We start from the raw sequence: 18,819 nt of genomic DNA, 5'->3' as shown, positions 1-18,819 counted from the left end.
AGTTTTATCTGATAGTTGTAGATTCACCTATCCATCCGCCGATAGTGATACGGTCACCGGCTTTGTAACCCAACATAAAGAGGTCTTTAGCCTGGGGAGTGTGGCGGGAATAAGTACCAATCAATTCGTTAGCACGTTCTGTAACTGAAGGATCTACAGCTTTAGCTCTCTGCAGCTTGTCAATTACTACAAAGTAAGTACACTTATTCAGAGCAGGCTCATCGGTCCAGTTAGGATTGGAGCCGTAAAGCTGTGCCAGTAAAATATAAGGCTCTCCATAGTTCTCCTTAAAGCTCATAGCCTTTTGGCAGTAGCTTCTTGCCTGAGAGAGTTTCTTGGCCTGCATCAAGGCTGCGGCAGTAGCGTATGCCATTTCAGCCTTCTTGTCATTATCTGTTTCTTTAGCCAATGCTTCATCAAAATACTTCACGGCATTGTCATAGTCACCTTTCTTATAGTACATGTATGCTACACCTACAGCTGCATCGGCAGTCGGGTCAATCTGATACATGTACTCAGATGCCTTGAAGTAAACTTCGCTTTCGTTGCACTTCATCAATTTCAGGATGTTCAATGCCTTCTTCAAGAAAGCGGAGTCAGTCTTGCTTGCTTCCACCTTAGGACCATAGATATTCTGCAAAGATTCACAATCAGCTACACCACTCTGAATGAACATGGCCACGAGGTTATCCTTGATAGCTTGCAAGTTAGCCTTCTTAGCTTCCTTGGTTTCAGCAGCAAGTGCGTCATCTGCATACTTGGAAGCATCAATATAATCCTGGAAGAACTGGTCGGTATGATTATCATCAGCCTTTACCTTCTGCATGGAAGTATCCAGGAAATAGTGCAACACCGCACCTTTGGAACCACCCTTTTCAGCATGAACAGATTCTTTCAGCCAATTATAAGCCGTATTAAGGTCCGGAGCAGGAGCGAACTGAAGATAATCCACAGCTTTGGCACCCAAGGCATCAGCCACACTCGGCACGCCCTTCATTCCCTTACCAATGAATTCAGGAATATACTTCATTCTCAAATCATATACATCCATCAACTCATCAAAATACTTCTTGTAATCAGCAGAATTTCTATCCTTAATCTGACTCAAGAAACCCACTAAAATCTTCTGAGCATCTGTAAATGTGTAATACCGCAGTGTAGGACAATCCTTCAATACAGCCATACAAGGAGCGTATGCATCCTTAAAGTTACCAGCTCTCACTGCTTCATGAGAGATACTACTGTTCGAATTACAATTTTCAGTCTGTGCGAAAGTGCTGGTCACTCCACCCGAAAGGAGCAAGACAGCCACAAGCGTCTTAATTTTCATTGTATTTAAATTTTAGTTGTTATATTTTTGTCTATTCAATTTCCATTAATCCACTTTACGCTTGAAGAACCAACGTTCGTTAAAGGTTACTCCGATACAAATGCGCAATGTATTTTCGTTCAAGAACGCTGCTTGGGTTCCTTTGGTTCGCACGTATTGCGCAGAAAGGCTCAATACAGAACGGGTTCTCGGTATGGGTAATCCAAAACCGGCAGTAACACCATATTCATCAGCGGCACGTACACCGTCTATCTTATAATAAGGTTTGGAATAATAAGCTCCCAAACGATACTTCACATGAGACAAATAACTTCTTCCCATAGGATTCGGCAGATACTCTGCACCAACGGATATTCTTCCACGGTCGCAAAACGCCTCGTCATTGTTCATATAGCTCACTTTGCTCCAATTCTGGAACATCACATCCGCTCCTACCGTCAGACGATTGTCGTACACGTACGTCACACCTGCGCCAAATGTTGTCGGAATGCCGCAAGTAACAATAGTATCCCTCGTTGCCGAAGTAGCTCCCGTATTGCTATCACCAGTCTGCGTAACTTCGTACGCATCGTTACTCAAATCATGCCCCGGAGAAAAGACGACTCCCAACGTTGCAACATGCTTTTTCCCAAACTGATGGGTGTACTGCGCTCCAAAATCCAACTTATAACTCTTTACAGCCACATTAGACTGTATTGTAATAGGAAATACACTTGAACTGGACGGAAAGGTTTCCGCAGCGGTTCTTGTTATATCTCCCCAAAGATACGAAAAATTCGCACCGACAGAAAGATTTTTAATTATTTTAAAGCCCGCACCTAAATAAAGCTGATGCAGACCTCCTTCTCCCGAATAGCTTACCGTCGTAGATTTGTCTGGGAATTCCGTATCTTCCCGGTACTCTCCCATGCTGTATCCCACATTCGAATAAGGCAACAATCCCAAGCTTATGGCAGCCCATTTACTTGCACGAAACTGCATCGTGATGTAATCAAAACTGGAATTCTTGGCATTTCGTTTCAGAGTACCGTTACTGAGGTTTGTATTCTGTAAAGAGACTGCTCCATCAAAGATAAAAGTCAGCGAATCTACCGCCGTATAGGATGCTGGATTAGCGAAGTTTGTCTGATACTTGTCCCGTAAACCATAGGCAATACCACCCATCGCCCTACTGTTGCTCGAGCCTTGTTCAGATAACTGTCCATATCCATATCGTGTATAGGGAGAATTTGTATTATTTTGAGCGACTGCCGCTCCTGATAATATCGTGAGCAAGAGCACTAACAGTGTTTGTCTATAGCCTGTCATTATTATAGTTTAAAATTCTATTTAATCCTTTCAACACTAAAAATCTGTCTGCAAAGATGATACTTTTTAAGTTTGTATCAAAAGAAAAATCATCCCCGCCCGTTAAAAAAACCAAAAGTTCAGGATATTTATGCTTCATAACCGTAATGTAACCTGAAATTTCATATTCAATACCCTTCAGTACTCCGGCACGGATAGCCGTATCGGTATCCTTCCCCATGGGCACCATCCGCCCCTCAAGAGCCACCATTGGAAGCCGTCCGGTAAACTGATGAAGCGCCTTGAAACGCATCTGCAGGCCGGGAGAGATATTCCCGCCATGATAGCGGGCAGCAGCATCGACAAACTCATAAGTGATACAGGTACCGGCATCAATCACCAGTATATCCCTGCCAGGAAATTGCTCATTGGCTCCTACCACCGCCGCCATACGATCATACCCCAGCGTCCGGGGAGTTTCATAGAGGTTTTCTACCGGAAGAGAAGTCTTTTCATTGAGCCACAGAATGGGGACAGCCATATCTTCCAGTTGCGACAACACCTCTCTACTCAAATCAATGACAGTAGCCACTATCGCTTTTTCAATCGTATATGTACGGCATACTTCAGGCAACCGTTCCAACGTCAGATTGGAGTCATACACCACCTCCACGATACGTCCACCATCAAACACCGCCATCTTGGCGATTGTATTTCCTATATCAATAATGAGATTCACCGTATTGCATAAATTTAGCGGCGCAAAGATATAACATTAATATTGAAATTCAGCAGAAACCATCTCTTTATTAGAAGAACAACTGCACAAGAATTCTTATTCACATCCACACCAAACAACCACAATGCCACTTTTACATTCTGTTGAGATTTATTAAAGCCGCAACATCATACCACAACCACCTGATTATCAATACAACTAAATGCGCTACATTCAGTATACGACTGAGCCCTATTCAGTATACGATTGAATGGCATTCAGTATACGACTGAATCAGGTTCAATATACCACTATTTCTTGCACCCGTATCGTTTGTAAATAGAAAATACCTACCACTCGTACTCGACAGTTGATTCAAAACAACCAATAATGCGAATTAAGAATTGTATCAAGTTCATAATTAAAAAAGATTCTTCGGACACAGATGACCGGAATAACGCGAATAACCGCTTTAGTTCCTAATCACAAATTGGGATAATATTAGTTTTTTCCGTAAGTTTGCAGCATGAAACGAAGCCTACTTATACATATATATATAGTAATCTTTTTCTTCTGTTTGCCTTCAGCAAATGCCCAGGTGACACAACAGCAAAAGACTGCTGCAACAGACTCCGTACGCGTCAGCCTACTGACTTGCGCTGCAGGAGGAGAGATTTATTCCCTATTCGGACACACTGCCATACGGTACGAGAACTATACACGTGGCATTGACGCCGTCTTCAATTACGGCATGTTCAACTTCAACGCCCCTAACTTCATCTTCCGTTTTGCCTTGGGAGAAACGGATTATCAACTTGGAGTAACCGATTATGAGCATTTCGCCGCCGAATACAACTATCTGGGACGCGATGTCTGGCAACAAACGTTAAACCTAACAGAAGAGGAAAAAGAACGCCTGATAGCACTATTAACAGAAAACTACCGCCCTGAAAACCGAGTATACCGCTACAATTTTTTCTACGACAATTGTGCCACCCGCCCGCGGGACCGGATAGAGCGTGCCATCAACGGCACTCTGCAATACGCTGACAATATGACTGCTAACAGTACGGGAATCTCTTTCAGGGATTTGCTGCATAAATACAGTGAAGGCCATTTGTGGTCACGTTTCGGCATGGACCTATGCATGGGCAGCAAAGCAGACGAACCCATCAACCGGCGGCTGGCAATGTTCGTCCCCTTCTACATGCAGGAGTATTTCAATAAAGCGCAGATTGTGGACAAAGAAGGACAAGCACGGCCACTGGTTGCCAAAGAAGAAAAAATCGTAGTAACGGGTAAAACACCAGCCGACTTCGTCAGCAGAGGCATCACACCGATGCAGTCGGCTTCGCTATTACTGATACTTGTAGCAGGCATCAGCATTTACGGCATACGAAGAGGGAAAACTCTTTGGGGCATAGACCTCATACTCTTCTTGGTTGCCGGAATGGCTGGATGTATACTGGCATTTTTAGCACTATTCTCACAGCATCCGGCAGTAAGTCCCAATTATATATTATTTGTATTCCATCCATTTCACCTTTTCTGCCTTCCATTCATGCTATCCAGGGTACGAAAAAGGGAAATAAGCCGCTATATGCTGGTTAATTTTGTAGTTTTAACACTTTTTATAGGGCTTTGGACAATAATTCCGCAGAGAATTCCGCCAGCAGTATTACCTTTGGCACTGTGTTTGCTGATACGTTCTGCAAGCAACCTCATTCTAACATACAAACGAAAGTAATGAAAAAAGGACTGATAACTTCCATACTCGCACTTACATTCAGTGGTCTGCAAGCCCAACCGCTGCCTGCCTCCCCAAAGCTGGTGGTAACATTGACCATTGACCAGTTGCGTACAGACTATATGGAAGCATTTTCGTCCTTATACGGAGAAAAGGGGTTTAAGCGCTTACTGCGTGAAGGTAAAGTATTCCGTCAAGCAGAATTTCCTTTTTGCGGAACGGACCGAGCCTCGGCCATTGCCGCCATCTATACCGGGACAACACCGTCCATGAACGGCATCATTGCAGAGCAGTGGCTGGATGCAGGTACACTACGCCCCATAAACTGTGTAGAAGACCCCAACTTCATGGGCAACTATACCGACGAAAGCACTTCCCCCTCCCAATTACTGACCTCTACTATTGCCGACGAGCTGAAAATAGCTACCCGCAACAAAGGTCTGGTCTATGCCATCGCGCCTTTCCGCGATGCCGCCATATTGGGTGCCGGGCACGCGGGGAACGGTGCTTTCTGGCTTAATAACAATACCGGAAAATGGTGCAGTACGACTTATTATAATGAATTTCCGTGGTGGCTGAGCCAATACAACGACTGGAAATCTCCTGACTACCGTATCAAGGATATGGTATGGACACCTGCACTTCCTTTTACCAACTATACATTTCTGCCCGAATGGCGCAACGAGCCATTCAAATACAAGCTGGATGGTGAACGGACAAACAAGTTCCGCCGCTTGATAACCAGCCCTTTCATCAATGAGGAAGTCAACCTGCTGACCGAAGAGCTGCTGAATAAGAGCACTATCGGACAAGATGACGTGCCCGACCTATTATCGCTGACTTACTACGCAGGAAATTATAACCACCGAAGTACGCAGGAATGTGCCATGGAAATGCAAGACACCTACGTGCGACTGGACCGTAGTATAGCTTCCTTATTAGAGCTCATAGAACGTAAAGTTGGGCTCCACAACGTACTTTTCTGCATCACCTCCACCGGCTATGCCGACCCGGAAGCAGCCGACCCGGGCGTATACCGGATACCGGGTGGTGAATTCTACCTGAACCGCTGTGCCGCCCTGCTAAACATGTACCTCATGGCATCCTATGGCGAGGGACAATATGTGGAAGCTTATTATGACCAACAAATCTATCTCAACCATAAACTTATTGAGAACAAGCAGTTGAGCCTGACTGAAATTCAAGAAAAATCTGCCGAATTTCTGGTTCAGTTTAGTGGCGTGAGCGAAGTATATTCAGCTCATCGCCTGCTTTTGGGCCCCTGGTCACCGCAAATAGAACGTATACGCAATAGTTTTCATCGCAAGCGCTCTGGCGATTTGCTCATGGAAATACTCCCGGGCTGGACTATCATGCAGGAAAATAGTACTGATAACCGTGTAGTACGTACGGCCGATATTCCTGCTCCCCTCATTTTATTGGGAGGTGGAATGAAGGCTGAAACCATCCGTACCCCCATCAGTATTGACCGCATTGCCCCTACCTTGGCAAGTGTAATGCGCATCCGCGCCCCTAATGCAAGTACAGCATCTCCCCTTGACTTTTGATTCTAAAATAATCTGTGCAAATCTGGATAATCTGTATAGAAATCAGTAACTTTGCACGCTCAACTAACTCAGCAATAATAATAAAAACAAATATATAATGGGATTTAATGAATTTTTAAGCTCGATTTTCGGCAACAAATCCACACGCGACATGAAAGAAATACAACCGTGGGTGGAGAAAATCAAAGCCGCTTACCCGGAAGTAGCCAAACTCGACAACGACGCCCTACGCGCCAAGACAGAAGAACTGAAAGCCTACATCCACGATTCGGCAGCCGAACAACGCGCCAAAGTGGAAGAACTGAAAGCCAGCGTTGAAGATACCGAACTGGAAAAACGCGAAGACCTCTTCAACCAAATCGACAAAATCGAGAAAGAGATATTGGAGATTTATGAAAAAGCGCTGGACGAAGTATTACCCACCGCTTTCTCTATTGTAAAGGAAACAGCCAAACGATTCTCTGAAAATGAAGAAATAGTGGTTACAGCTACCGATTTTGACCGCCAACTGGCTGCCACTAAAGACTTTGTACGCATCGAAGGCGATAAAGCCATCTACCAGAACCATTGGATAGCAGGTGGTAACGATACTGTATGGAACATGGTACATTATGATGTACAGCTATTCGGTGGTGTGGTTCTACATAAAGGTAAGATTGCCGAAATGGCAACCGGTGAAGGTAAGACATTGGTAGCTACCCTACCGGTATTCCTCAATGCCCTGACTGGTAACGGCGTGCACGTGGTAACAGTGAACGACTATCTGGCAAAACGTGACTCCGAATGGATGGGTCCTCTTTACATGTTCCACGGTTTGAGTGTAGATTGCATCGACAAGCACCAGCCCAACTCTGATGCCCGTCGCAAAGCTTATCTGGCAGATATCACGTTCGGTACAAACAATGAATTCGGTTTCGACTACCTGCGTGACAACATGGCTATCAGCCCCAAAGACCTGGTACAACGCCAACATAATTATGCCATTGTCGATGAGGTAGACTCAGTATTGATTGATGATGCCCGTACTCCGCTGATTATCTCCGGACCGGTTCCCAAAGGCGATGACCAACTCTTCGAACAGCTCCGCCCGCAAGTGGAACGTCTGGTAGAAGCTCAGAAAAAACTGGCTACCCAATACCTGGCCGATGCCAAGCGCCTGATTGCATCAAACGATAAGAAAGACCAGGAAGAAGGCTTCCTCGCTTTGTACCGCAGTCACAAGTGCCTGCCCAAGAACAAGGCACTCATCAAGTTCCTCAGCGAACAAGGCATCAAGGCCGGTATGCTGAAGACCGAAGAAATCTACATGGAGCAGAACAACAAGCGCATGCACGAGGTGACTGACCCGCTGTACTTCGTTATTGAAGAGAAAATGAACAGCGTGGATTTGACGGACAAGGGCGTAGACTTGATTAGTAGCAATGTAGAGGACCCCACTTTCTTCGTACTCCCCGATATCACAGCGCAACTCTCTGCCTTGGAAAACGAAACAGAGCTGACAGACGAACAGCGCCTTGAAAAGAAGGATGCCCTGATGACCAACTATGCCATCAAAAGCGAACGTGTGCATACCATCAACCAACTGTTGAAGGCATACACCATGTTCGAGAAAGATGACGAATATGTGGTAATTGACGGCCAAGTGAAGATTGTGGATGAGCAGACGGGACGTATCATGGAAGGACGTCGTTATTCTGACGGTTTGCACCAAGCCATCGAAGCCAAAGAAGGCGTGAAAGTAGAAGCTGCCACCCAGACTTTTGCCACCATTACATTACAGAACTATTTCCGTATGTACCACAAACTATCCGGTATGACCGGTACGGCAGAAACAGAAGCCGGCGAGTTGTGGGACATCTACAAACTGGATGTAGTGGTTATTCCGACTAACCGCCCCATTGCCCGTAATGACATGAATGACCGCGTTTACAAGACAAAACGTGAAAAATATAAAGCAGTCATCGAAGAGATAGAAAAAATGGTGGCAGCAGGACGCCCCGTACTGGTGGGTACCACTTCTGTTGAAATCTCTGAAATGTTGAGCAAAATGCTTACCATGCGTAAGATTGAACATAGTGTATTGAATGCCAAACTGCATCAGAAGGAAGCGGATATTGTGGCTACTGCCGGTTTGAAATGTGCTGTAACCATCGCTACCAATATGGCCGGCCGTGGTACCGACATCAAGCTGAGTCCGGAAGTGAAAGCTGCAGGCGGTCTTGCCATCATCGGTACAGAACGCCACGAATCACGCCGTGTGGACCGTCAGTTACGTGGTCGTGCAGGACGTCAAGGCGACCCGGGTTCTTCTGTATTCTTCGTATCTTTGGAAGATGACCTGATGCGTTTGTTCTCCAGTGACCGCATTGCCAGTGTAATGGACAAACTGGGTTTCAAAGAAGGTGAAATGATTGAACACGGCATGATTTCCAAGTCCATTGAACGTGCACAAAAGAAAGTTGAGGAAAACAACTTCGGCATCCGTAAGCGTCTGTTGGAATATGACGACGTGATGAACAAGCAACGTACAGTAGTCTACACCAAACGCCGCCACGCTTTGATGGGCGAACGTATCGGCATGGATATCGTGAACATGATTTGGGACCGTTGTGCCAATGCCATTGAAGCGCCCGACTACGAAAACTGCAAGATGGATGTGCTCCAGACACTTGCCATGGAAGTACCTTTCACCGAAGAGGAATTCCGTAATGAGAAGAAAGAAAAACTGGCAGACAGAACTTTTGACGCTGCCATGGAACTCTTCAAACGCAAGACAGAACGTATGGCACAGATAGCCTATCCGGTCATCAAACAAGTATACGAAACGCAGGGACACATGTACGAAAACATACTTATCCCCATCACAGACGGAAAACGTATGTACAACATCTCCTGCAACCTGAAGAGAGCTTATGAGACAGAATGTAAGGAGGTGGTGAAGTCATTCGAGAAATCCATCTTGCTGCACGTCATCGACGAAGCATGGAAAGAAAACCTGCGCGAGCTGGACGAGCTGAAACACTCCGTGCAGAATGCAAGTTACGAGCAGAAAGACCCGCTGCTGATTTACAAGCTGGAATCTGTGAACTTGTTTGATGCCATGGTGAATAAGATTAATAATCAGACTATCTCTATCTTAATGCGTGGACAAATCCCGGTACAAGAGGCTCCGGCTGAAGCCCCTGAGGCTCCCCAGGCTCCCCGCCAAGTAGAGGTGCGCCAGGCTGCTCCGGAACAACGCCAGGATATGAGCAAGTATCGCGAACAGAAGGTTGATTTGAATGACCCGAACCAGCAGGCCGCTGCGGCACAAGATACACGTGAACAACCAAGACGCGAACCTATCCGTGCCGAGAAGACCGTAGGACGCAATGATCCTTGTCCTTGCGGAAGCGGTAAGAAATACAAAAACTGCCACGGAAGGAATGCATAAATCAAAGCTATAAAATGATAAGGCGATAGGGTGATAAGACGATACCGTCAGGTATCTTTTATCACCCTATCACTTTTTCTCCTGCCACATTATCACATTTTTTATTCGTTCCAGCTTTTGAATATTCAGCTAAAAGAGTACTTTTGCTCCAAAGAACAAAACCAAAGACTATGACCAAATATCACTATTGTCTGTTATTGATGGGTTCTCTGCTGTTAGGCAGCTGCCAGAGTGTAGAACAACTGTCCATTGATTATATGCTTCCGGCAGAAGTCAGTTTCCCGGCAACACTGAAACGTGTGGCTGTTGTCAACAACATGCCAAACGTACCGGACAACAAACTCATCATCACTGAGGAAGAACAGAAAAAAAGCGAGAATGAGGTGGCACGCCTCACCAACTACTACAATGGAGACGCCGCAATAACAACCGAATCCCTTGCAGAGGCCCTTGCCAACGAAAACTACTTTGAAGAGGTTGTGATATGCGACTCTGCCCTCCGGAGTAAAGACATCAATCCCCGCGAAAGCACATTATCGAGAGATGAAGTACTGGAACTTACACAGAATTTGGACGTAGATTTCCTGATAGCCCTGGAAAACATACAAATGCGTTCCAATCGCAAGATAAGTTATATGCCCGACTGGGGTGTGTTCCTCGGCACAGTGGATGTAAAGGTATATCCTACCGTCAGAATATATTTACCTAACCGCAAAGGTCCTATGGTGACCGTCAACAGCAATGACAGTATTTTCTGGGAAGAGGCAGGAAATGGTGAAGCGTCAGTACGTTCCCGCCTCATCAGCGAAGAAGACATGGTGAAGCAAGCATCTGAATTTGCAGGAACGGTTCCGGTAAGACATCTACTCCCCTATTGGAAAACCAGTAACCGCTATCTCTTCAGTGGTGGTTCTGTAAATATGCGTGACGCAGCCGTATATGCCAAAGAAGAAAATTGGAGTAAAGCAGTAGAGCTCTGGAAGCAGACCTACGAAACAAAAAAAGGAAAACAGAAAATGTATGCAGCCTATAACACCGCTTTGGGCTACGAAATGCAAGACAGCATAGATACTGCCTTGGAATGGGCATTAAAAGCGCAAACCCTTGCCCGTGAGAAAAGCAAGACAGACAAAAAAGAGACAGGCGAAATACATGATGGAACCATCTCCTATTATATCTTTATCAGCATGTATGTAGACGAATTGGAGAAACGAAAAGAGGGAATGGCACGCCTGAACATGCAAATGAACAGATTTGATGATGATTTTTAGTCAAATGATGCAGAGATAACCGTTTTTTTTATACCTTTGAACAACCATTAAGAAAAGAAAGTTATTATGAAGCTCAGTCAATCGTCATTAGCACTCTTGGAGGACACTCTTAAAAAAGCAATCGGCAAATACACCTGCGGTTACGAACAGACTATCGTTACAGACATTCATCTGCAACCGAATCAGAATTCGGGCGAACTGTCTATCTTTGATGATGAAGATGAAGAACTTGCCAATACTTCCATTGAAGAATGGATGACATACGAGGGGGATGATTTCTACGAAAATGTAGAGCGTATCTTGTCCTCACTGCTCTGCAACATGAAAAATGAAGGAAAGTTCGACAAGCTGACTATCCTGAAACCATTCTCTTTTGTACTGGTGGATGATGATAAAGAAACAATAGCAGAACTGTTGCTGATGGATGATGATACTCTATTGGTCAATGAAGAGCTACTGAAAGGATTGGATGAGGAACTGGATTCTTTTCTGAAAGAGCTGCTGGAAAAATAATATTCCAAACAATCAGCCTATAAGGAAAAGAGACCTTCTTATAATAAATTAGCCCCTGCGATATAAAACGACCGCAGGGGCTAATTCTTTTTTACCTATACAATACCTAACGTATCTTAATTCCATAGAAAGAACTTGAGGTGGTAACAAAAAGCATATCCTTCTGCCTTCCACCAATTGCCAAGGAAATCGGGCGTTCTTCTATCTGAATACGTCTCTGCTCTTTACCATATTTGTCATAGACAAATATTTCACCATCAGCAACATAGACATTTCCGTCAGCATCGGTCACATTACTGTATTGGCCATAAGGACATATTATTCCTTGTTCTGTCAAACGGCCATCCCCACCAACGGAAAGTTGTACTGTCGTTTTATTCATCTCATTTACAATATAAACCGGTTCTGACTGACCGGGAACTGTAACAGTCAAAGCACAAGAACGTCCCAAATCATAGGTATCCGGAATAATTGTCACGCCATCCGGAGCGACAAAACTATACTCAGGCATACTGGCAACCACCTTGTCAAAGTCACCTCTCCAACGACTGGAAGGGTGAATGACTTTCTGTATATTCTTCATACTGGCTGTAACGACACGCGGCATAGGCTTCATCGTAGCATCCACGTTATCCGGATTAAAAGAATACCCCCAAGCACTCCAGCCACTGTTACCCCAACCACTGTACATCGGATTATCATCCGGCAAGCGCACTACCGTTTCCTGCTTGCCGTTCACCAGATAACCCGGCTGAGGGTCATAGCGGAAAATAACCAGCAGATTGTCTTGCGTATCAGTAGCCAATGTAAAAGGCTTCCAGGGATAATCGGCTATCAAAGTAATCTGCTCCGTGTCTGCCGACCATCTATAGATTTTCTTCAGACGGTTTTCACAGAAGTAGATATTTCCTTTACTGTCGGTAGTAGCTCCGGAGGCCAGTTCAAAACCGGTAGCCAGCTTCACAGGCTTGTCCATGACCGTGCAGGAAGGGCGAAGGCTCTTCTCGCTACCCGAAACAGTGAGACGGGCAAAGTCCCACGAATAAACGGGCAACTTCTTATTCATATCATATATAGGAAACTCTATGACTGGTAATATCTGCGTATAATTGTGCATATTACGGAAAGTGATATTCTTGCAATCCCATATGCGGAAACCTATCCTCTTCGGCATAAAGGCACGGATTACGCGATACATCCACACATTTACCATTTCGATATTTTGACAGTTGGACATTTCTGCCATATAACAATCAGGCCCTTCACGACCTTCTTCCTCAAACTGGAAAGCATAAATTTTCCAGTTGGCCACATTATGGAAACGGGCTTCAGTACGGACATGATGCTCCAAAGACATGGCATAAATACGTCCCGGAGTCTTCGTTTCGCTAATATAAAGCCCACTGGCAGCATACGTACTGGCTGTCCAAACATCCTTAATTGTCCCACCGCCATTGTTTGTAATCCACAAACTCCAATACTGGTTGTCCCAAGCCATATCCTTACCGGTCTCCATGACCGGAGAAGACGGGGAACTAATTCGACGCTCGCCCCTGCGGTAAGACGACTGTCCGGAAACATTCGGAGCCGGTTTGCGCAAGGTGCCGTGCCCGCCTACAAACTTCACATCATTCAAGTACGAACGCTCACCCGCCATCCATTTACAGCCGACAGCACGGTAATTATACGCACCGGTATTAATACCTATACCATTCAGCATGTCGTCGCCGCCTTCGGAAGATTCAACCAAAGGCACAGGCACGCCGAAACCACTGAATGCAGGCTCGCTTTCCTTCAACAGAAATTGAGTCCCAAAAGGATGCAGCCCAATCAGCTTAGTACCGGGAGACAGCTTCAACGTTCTCGTCAGACGATACCACCCCTGGGGCACATAGATGTTTTTATGCAAAGAGACAGCTTTCTCAAAAACTTCCGTATCATCAGTCTCGCCATCACCTTTTGCCCCTAAGTCGCGGATATTGACCCATGTCTCCATTGCCGGAAGAACCGGAAGGTCCTTGCCAAGTGTAACCGGCTGTTTTGCCACCGGCTCTATTTCACATATTTCCCTGAAAGAAGAAGCATCATTCAAATCCTGATACACCAGACCGTAAGTAAACTCCTTGACTCTGTACATTTTTGCTTTTCCGGCAACTTTCTTTCCACTTTGAGCATAGTCCACCAGTACGGGAACATTCCTACAATCCACATTCACCAGATTCAATTGCGAAAAAGTATTTCCCTCCACGCTTACCCTGACACCGGCTTCCGAAATATTCTCCCACAACGAATTCTCCACATGAAGGCGGTCTGCCAGATTCTCTGCCATTTCAAAGGCAACGGGCGTATTCTTCACATGCATATTGACGATGGCAAACCCCACCTCTTTTGAATAGACAGCCGCCTTTCTCTGCCCCTCAAAGTAAGTATCGACCATCATCATAGGCCATCCCGGAGAAGTCCTGGAGGAAATTATCCCATATTCACCGCCATAAAACCTGACGTCTTCCAGTTCATTGCCAACATCATACATGCCGGCTTTTCCCGAACCAATCCGAATGTCGCAATGATTGATAAATCCATGCTGGGCAAAATGCGCACGAATGGCGACGGCTTGAGGATTACCTTTGTCTATACGGAAATCCACATTGGACACCGCACTATAGAAAGTACCTGCACCAGCATCCGAAGGCTTCCTGCCCTCTTGTGCCAGCCCTCCCGTAAACCATATCATATAATTTTGAGTAGTCTGGAAACCGGGTGTATCGGCTCCCAAATAAATCACCGGCCGTTTCTTCCCATAACCAATCAGCCGAATGGATGAGGGAATTTGAATCGTCTTGCTAATGCGATAATTTCCTTCCGGCAGAAACAGTATCCCAAAATTCTTTTCGCGCTTCACCTGATTGATTGCCTCTTGAAGCGCATCGGTCACGTCGGACTTTCCATCAGCCTTGAAGCCGTAATTCTCCGGGGTAAAGTAGAATGCTTCCGGATCGTCCGGTCTTTGCGTATAGGCGGAACCACCCCCTACCGCCCACCCGGACGACATATTACAGATAATCCAACAGACTATCAGCAGGTATCTCATTATTTGATAATTTCTCATTACACAGATTGTTTTAATATGGATTTTCCTTATTTAATACGTACACCAAAGAACTTGGAACGGCCTGTGACAAACAATGTATTGCCATCCTTACCGCCAAACTGTAATGTGGACGGACGTTCGGGAACACGAATCATCCCTTTCTTCTTGCCATCCTTATCAAATACATATATTTCTCCGTCAGCCACATACAAGTTCCCTTCCTTATCTACAGCAGAACCAAATTCGCCCTGCTCCACAAAATAGCTCAAGTTGGAGAGCGTGCCGTCATTGGCCACATCCATCTTCACCATTCTGCGGTCATATTCATCAGATGTATAGAAAGGCTTTCCCGGATAGGCTTCCAGCAGGGAAGAACTACGTGACAAGTCGAAATAATGAGGAATGATAGTTTTTCCATCCGGTGCCAGGAAGCACATTTCAGGAACATAGACCGACACCGCATTGAAATCGTGGAAGTCTCTCCAACGGTTAGAAGGATAAAGAGCCTTATACACGTTCTTCACTTGACCCATCGGAACACGCGGCAACAGTTTGATGGTCTCTTCCGGATTTTCCGGGTCAATGGAGTAGACTCTCATTGTATATGCGGAATTACCATATCCGCTGAAAGAAGTACCTTTTGTATCAGGCATTACCGGCATTTCCTCCGGCTTACCATTAATCAGATATCCCGGCTGCGCATCATATCTGAACAATACCAATAGATTATCTTCTGAATCAAAAGCCAGGTTGGAGGGTTTCCACGGGAAATCTGCCAGCAGCGACAAGCTGTTTGTCTCTACCGACCACTTAAAGATACGACGCATCCGATGGTCGCAGAAGTAAATGTTACCTTTACTGTCGCGCGCAATGCCTTCGGCAAATTCCAAATCAGAAGCCAATTGGTTCACCTTACCTATTTCATTGCCTAACGGTTGCTGATGAGGTTCTTTTCCGGTTACAATCAAGCGAGAAAGTTCCCACGGGCGGATGTCAATGTCTTTGTTGACATCGAACACTGCAATGTTATTCGTATATTTAATCTGAGAATAGTTATGCAGGTTCAGAAATGCGATGTTCTCGCAATTGCGGATACGTACAGAACTGTGATACGGTTCATTGACACGGATAACGCGGAACATATACAAGTTTGCAAAGGTCACATCTTTGCAGTCGTCCATCTCTATCGGTTGGCAATCGGTACTTTCGCGGCTCTCTTCCTCGGTTTGCATGCAATACACCTTCCAGTTGGACACCTTGTTGAAACGTACTTCATTTCTTACATGATGCTCGATGGACATGGCATAGATACGCCCCGGAGTAGAAGTATTGTTGGCATAGAAACCATTGGTGGCATAGGTACTTGCTGTCCAGATGTCTTTAAAGGTGCCGCCACCGTTGTTAGTCACCCACAGACTCCAATACTGGTTGTCCCAAGCAAGGTCCATGCCCGAAGCCGCTACCGGATTATCGGGAGAACTGATACGAGCCGGTCTGTTCCACCGGCCACGTGGTTCCTCAACACCCGGTTTAGGTTTCCATAAACCACCATGCCCGCCTACAAACTTCACGTCATTCATATAAGAATCTGCATTTGCCATCCACTTCACACCTACAGCACGATAGTTATAACCGCCGGTATTGATACCAATGCCCACCAGCATATTTGCACCGCCTTCCGAAGATTCCACCATCGCTTTCGGACCGCCAAAACCACTGAATGCAGCAGTACTTTCGTCCAGCCGGAACTGAGTGCCAAAAGGATGCAGGCCTATCAACTTGGTATCGGGCTTCATCTTCAAAGTTTCGGTAATGCGATACCAGCCCTGGGGCACATAGATATTATCGTACTTGTCAATAGCCTCCTGGATGGCCTTCGTATCATCCGTTTCCCCATCTCCCTTTGCACCGAATTCGCGCAGATTTACCCATGTTGCCATTGCAGGCAGTGCAGGGATGTCCATCAGTTGGGCAACCGGCATCTTCTGTATCGGTTCAATATCAACCAACGTTTCATATTCCGGCATATCCACCATGTTATCCATCTGCAAGCCGTGGTCGTATGACTTTACCTTATAGATTTTATGAGCAACATGGGTGGCCGTATTGCTACGGGTATATTTCGCCAAGGTCGGTACATTCTTACAATATACATTGCGAAAGGTTATCTGATTGTTGCTGTTGTTCTCGTTGGTAATCACCACTGCCGGACCACTTACATTTTCAAAATAGCTGTTTTCCAAAAATAACTTGTCGCAATAATTAGGGTCAATATCAAATACAGCCGGAACATTCTTGGCATACAGATTCACCATTGCCAAACCGGACTCCTGACAACGAAGAGCAGCTACACGTTGTCCCTCAAAATAAGAGTCGACCATCATTACCGGCCATCCGGGAGAAGCTTTTGTCGTATAAATGCCATAATCTCCCCCGTAAAAAGCAACGTTTTCCAACTCATTGCCCACATCGAACAGACCAGCCTTGCCTTTACCTATGTATACGGCCACATAACTGATAAAACTGTGTTGGGCAAAGTGTGTGCGTAGCGCCACTGCATGCGGATTACCATCTTCTATGCGCAAGTTGATATTCGACATGGCACTGTAGAACGTACTGGCACCGGCATCACGGGGTTTCTCACCTTCCTTGACAACGGCTCCCGTAAACCAGAACATGTATTTAGCTTTTCCTTTATCATCAGCTACTTCCTCCTGAAAACCCGGAGAATTCTTAGCCAGAATAAATTCCGGGCGATTCTTTCCATAGCCAATCAAACGAATAGCCGTAGGAATATAAATGGTCTTGCTGATTTTATATTTACCTTCAGGGATAAAAAGGATTCCGAAATTCTTTTCTTTCTTCACTTGATTAATCGCTGCCTGCAAAGCATCCGATACATCCATCTTTCCATCCGCCTTTATAGGATAGTTCTCGGGAGTGAAATAAAAAGCTTCGGAGTCATTGGGTTTTAGAGGATATATCGAATTCAATTGTACAGCATACAACTGAGTACATATCATCCCCAGCAAAATTAAAATAATCGTGTTCAATTTCTTCATGGTCTTATTTTTAATGTATGGATAAAAAAAGACGTTCTGCCGTCAAGCAGAACGTCTCCCTCTGCTATAAATTACAATTTTATAACTACTACCGGCGCATAATTATGCCGTACAGTGCCCACACCCGAAACATCAGCCAGAGCGCCAATACGGAAATAATAATTCTTGCTGTATTTCAAGACATCAGCATTTTGTCCCAGATCGATGGACAATGTATAAATATCAGCGCTATTTATAGCAGTACTCGGACTAAACACTTGCTTATCAGTCCCTCCATTCAACGTCAATTTCACATTGTTACCTACCCACATATCTGAAAAAGCAAACAGCTGAATCTCTTTCAATTTCACTTCTTGTTTACCAGCTTCCAACGAGAATGTAGCAGTAATTACATTGCCATTCTTTTCTACTTTTGGACTTTTGACGCGAATATAAGGAATAACCTTGAAATCATACACATTATCCCCTGACTTAACAACAAAATCCTTCACTTCAAATGGATAAAAATTCCCATTTTCAAAACGGACATCATAAGTGGCAGCAAAAACCATATTGTTACGATATTCTCCGGTATTTGTGATATACCAGGTTTGATCCGTAGCATTAGTAAATCCATGCTCCCTCACTTTAATTGCATTACCGTTTTCCATATCAGAACCTACAAGTTCACCAGTCTGTTCGTCAAGGATAGAACCATGTATGGAAGCATCCGGTCCCTCATAATTATCAATTTCACAAGATGTCAATGCGAATAAGAAGCATGACACAAATAACAATATCTTTTTCATAACTTTCTACT

The 18,819-nt window shown here is 45.1% G+C and carries 11 protein-coding genes; 5 read left to right on the top strand and 6 right to left on the bottom strand.

Going from position 1 to position 18,819, the window contains the following annotated elements; all coding sequences use genetic code 11:
* Positions 1-4 precede the first annotated feature (4 nt).
* From ACESTD_RS00855 to ACESTD_RS00845, 3 genes are read right to left on the bottom strand one after another with little or no spacing between them, the layout of a single operon-like run.
* Positions 5-1,330 carry a M48 family metallopeptidase gene (locus tag ACESTD_RS00855; protein ID WP_118930898.1) on the bottom strand — a complete coding sequence of 442 codons (1,326 nt, stop codon included), beginning with the start codon at positions 1,328-1,330 and terminating at the stop codon, positions 5-7.
* A gap of 45 nt (positions 1,331-1,375) precedes the next feature.
* Positions 1,376-2,638, bottom strand: coding sequence for a hypothetical protein (locus ACESTD_RS00850; RefSeq protein ID WP_057089747.1), 1,263 nt, complete (start codon positions 2,636-2,638; stop codon positions 1,376-1,378).
* Positions 2,625-3,356 (bottom strand): type III pantothenate kinase, encoded by a 732-nt coding sequence (locus ACESTD_RS00845; RefSeq protein WP_005831955.1) that lies wholly within the window; start codon positions 3,354-3,356, stop codon positions 2,625-2,627. Before ACESTD_RS00845 ends, ACESTD_RS00850 begins: the two co-directional genes overlap by 14 nt.
* A 505-nt stretch (positions 3,357-3,861) precedes the next feature.
* On the opposite strand from ACESTD_RS00845, the gene ACESTD_RS00840 reads away from it, so the two are divergent.
* The 5 genes from ACESTD_RS00840 to ACESTD_RS00820 all read left to right on the top strand — a co-directional run bounded on the left by ACESTD_RS00840 (position 3,862) and on the right by ACESTD_RS00820 (position 11,867).
* On the top strand, positions 3,862-5,082 hold the full coding sequence (locus tag ACESTD_RS00840) for a DUF4105 domain-containing protein (RefSeq protein ID WP_373158592.1): 1,221 nt from the start codon (positions 3,862-3,864) through the stop codon (positions 5,080-5,082).
* On the top strand, positions 5,082-6,650 hold the full coding sequence (locus ACESTD_RS00835) for an alkaline phosphatase family protein (protein WP_195288418.1): 1,569 nt from the start codon (positions 5,082-5,084) through the stop codon (positions 6,648-6,650). Before ACESTD_RS00840 ends, ACESTD_RS00835 begins: the two co-directional genes overlap by 1 nt.
* A 97-nt stretch (positions 6,651-6,747) precedes the next feature.
* Positions 6,748-10,083, top strand: a complete 3,336-nt coding sequence (secA, locus tag ACESTD_RS00830) for a preprotein translocase subunit SecA (RefSeq protein ID WP_005831963.1) — start codon at positions 6,748-6,750, stop codon at positions 10,081-10,083.
* A 170-nt stretch (positions 10,084-10,253) separates the two neighbouring features.
* On the top strand, positions 10,254-11,354 hold the full coding sequence (locus ACESTD_RS00825) for a DUF6340 family protein (RefSeq protein WP_098031968.1): 1,101 nt from the start codon (positions 10,254-10,256) through the stop codon (positions 11,352-11,354).
* A 66-nt stretch (positions 11,355-11,420) separates the two neighbouring features.
* Positions 11,421-11,867 carry a hypothetical protein gene (locus tag ACESTD_RS00820; RefSeq protein ID WP_373158591.1) on the top strand — a complete coding sequence of 149 codons (447 nt, stop codon included), beginning with the start codon at positions 11,421-11,423 and terminating at the stop codon, positions 11,865-11,867.
* Between the two features lie 106 nt (positions 11,868-11,973).
* Here ACESTD_RS00820 and ACESTD_RS00815 read toward each other — a convergent pair whose 3' ends face one another.
* The 3 genes from ACESTD_RS00815 to ACESTD_RS00805 form a co-directional block, all read right to left on the bottom strand.
* Positions 11,974-14,976, bottom strand: coding sequence for a glycosyl hydrolase family 28-related protein (locus ACESTD_RS00815; protein ID WP_195288417.1), 3,003 nt, complete (start codon positions 14,974-14,976; stop codon positions 11,974-11,976).
* 29 nt (positions 14,977-15,005) lie between these two features.
* Positions 15,006-18,020, bottom strand: coding sequence for a glycosyl hydrolase family 28-related protein (locus ACESTD_RS00810; RefSeq protein WP_174647074.1), 3,015 nt, complete (start codon positions 18,018-18,020; stop codon positions 15,006-15,008).
* 71 nt (positions 18,021-18,091) lie between these two features.
* Positions 18,092-18,808 carry a DUF3823 domain-containing protein gene (locus ACESTD_RS00805; RefSeq protein WP_005831972.1) on the bottom strand — a complete coding sequence of 239 codons (717 nt, stop codon included), beginning with the start codon at positions 18,806-18,808 and terminating at the stop codon, positions 18,092-18,094.
* Positions 18,809-18,819: the final 11 nt, after the last annotated feature.

It is taken from the genome of Bacteroides sp. AR20, assembly GCF_964250605.1.
Taxonomy (GTDB): Bacteria; Bacteroidota; Bacteroidia; order Bacteroidales; family Bacteroidaceae; genus Bacteroides; species Bacteroides uniformis.
The sequence above is the reverse complement of the archived record's forward strand: the minus strand, read 5'-3'. Positions and strand labels throughout refer to the sequence as shown.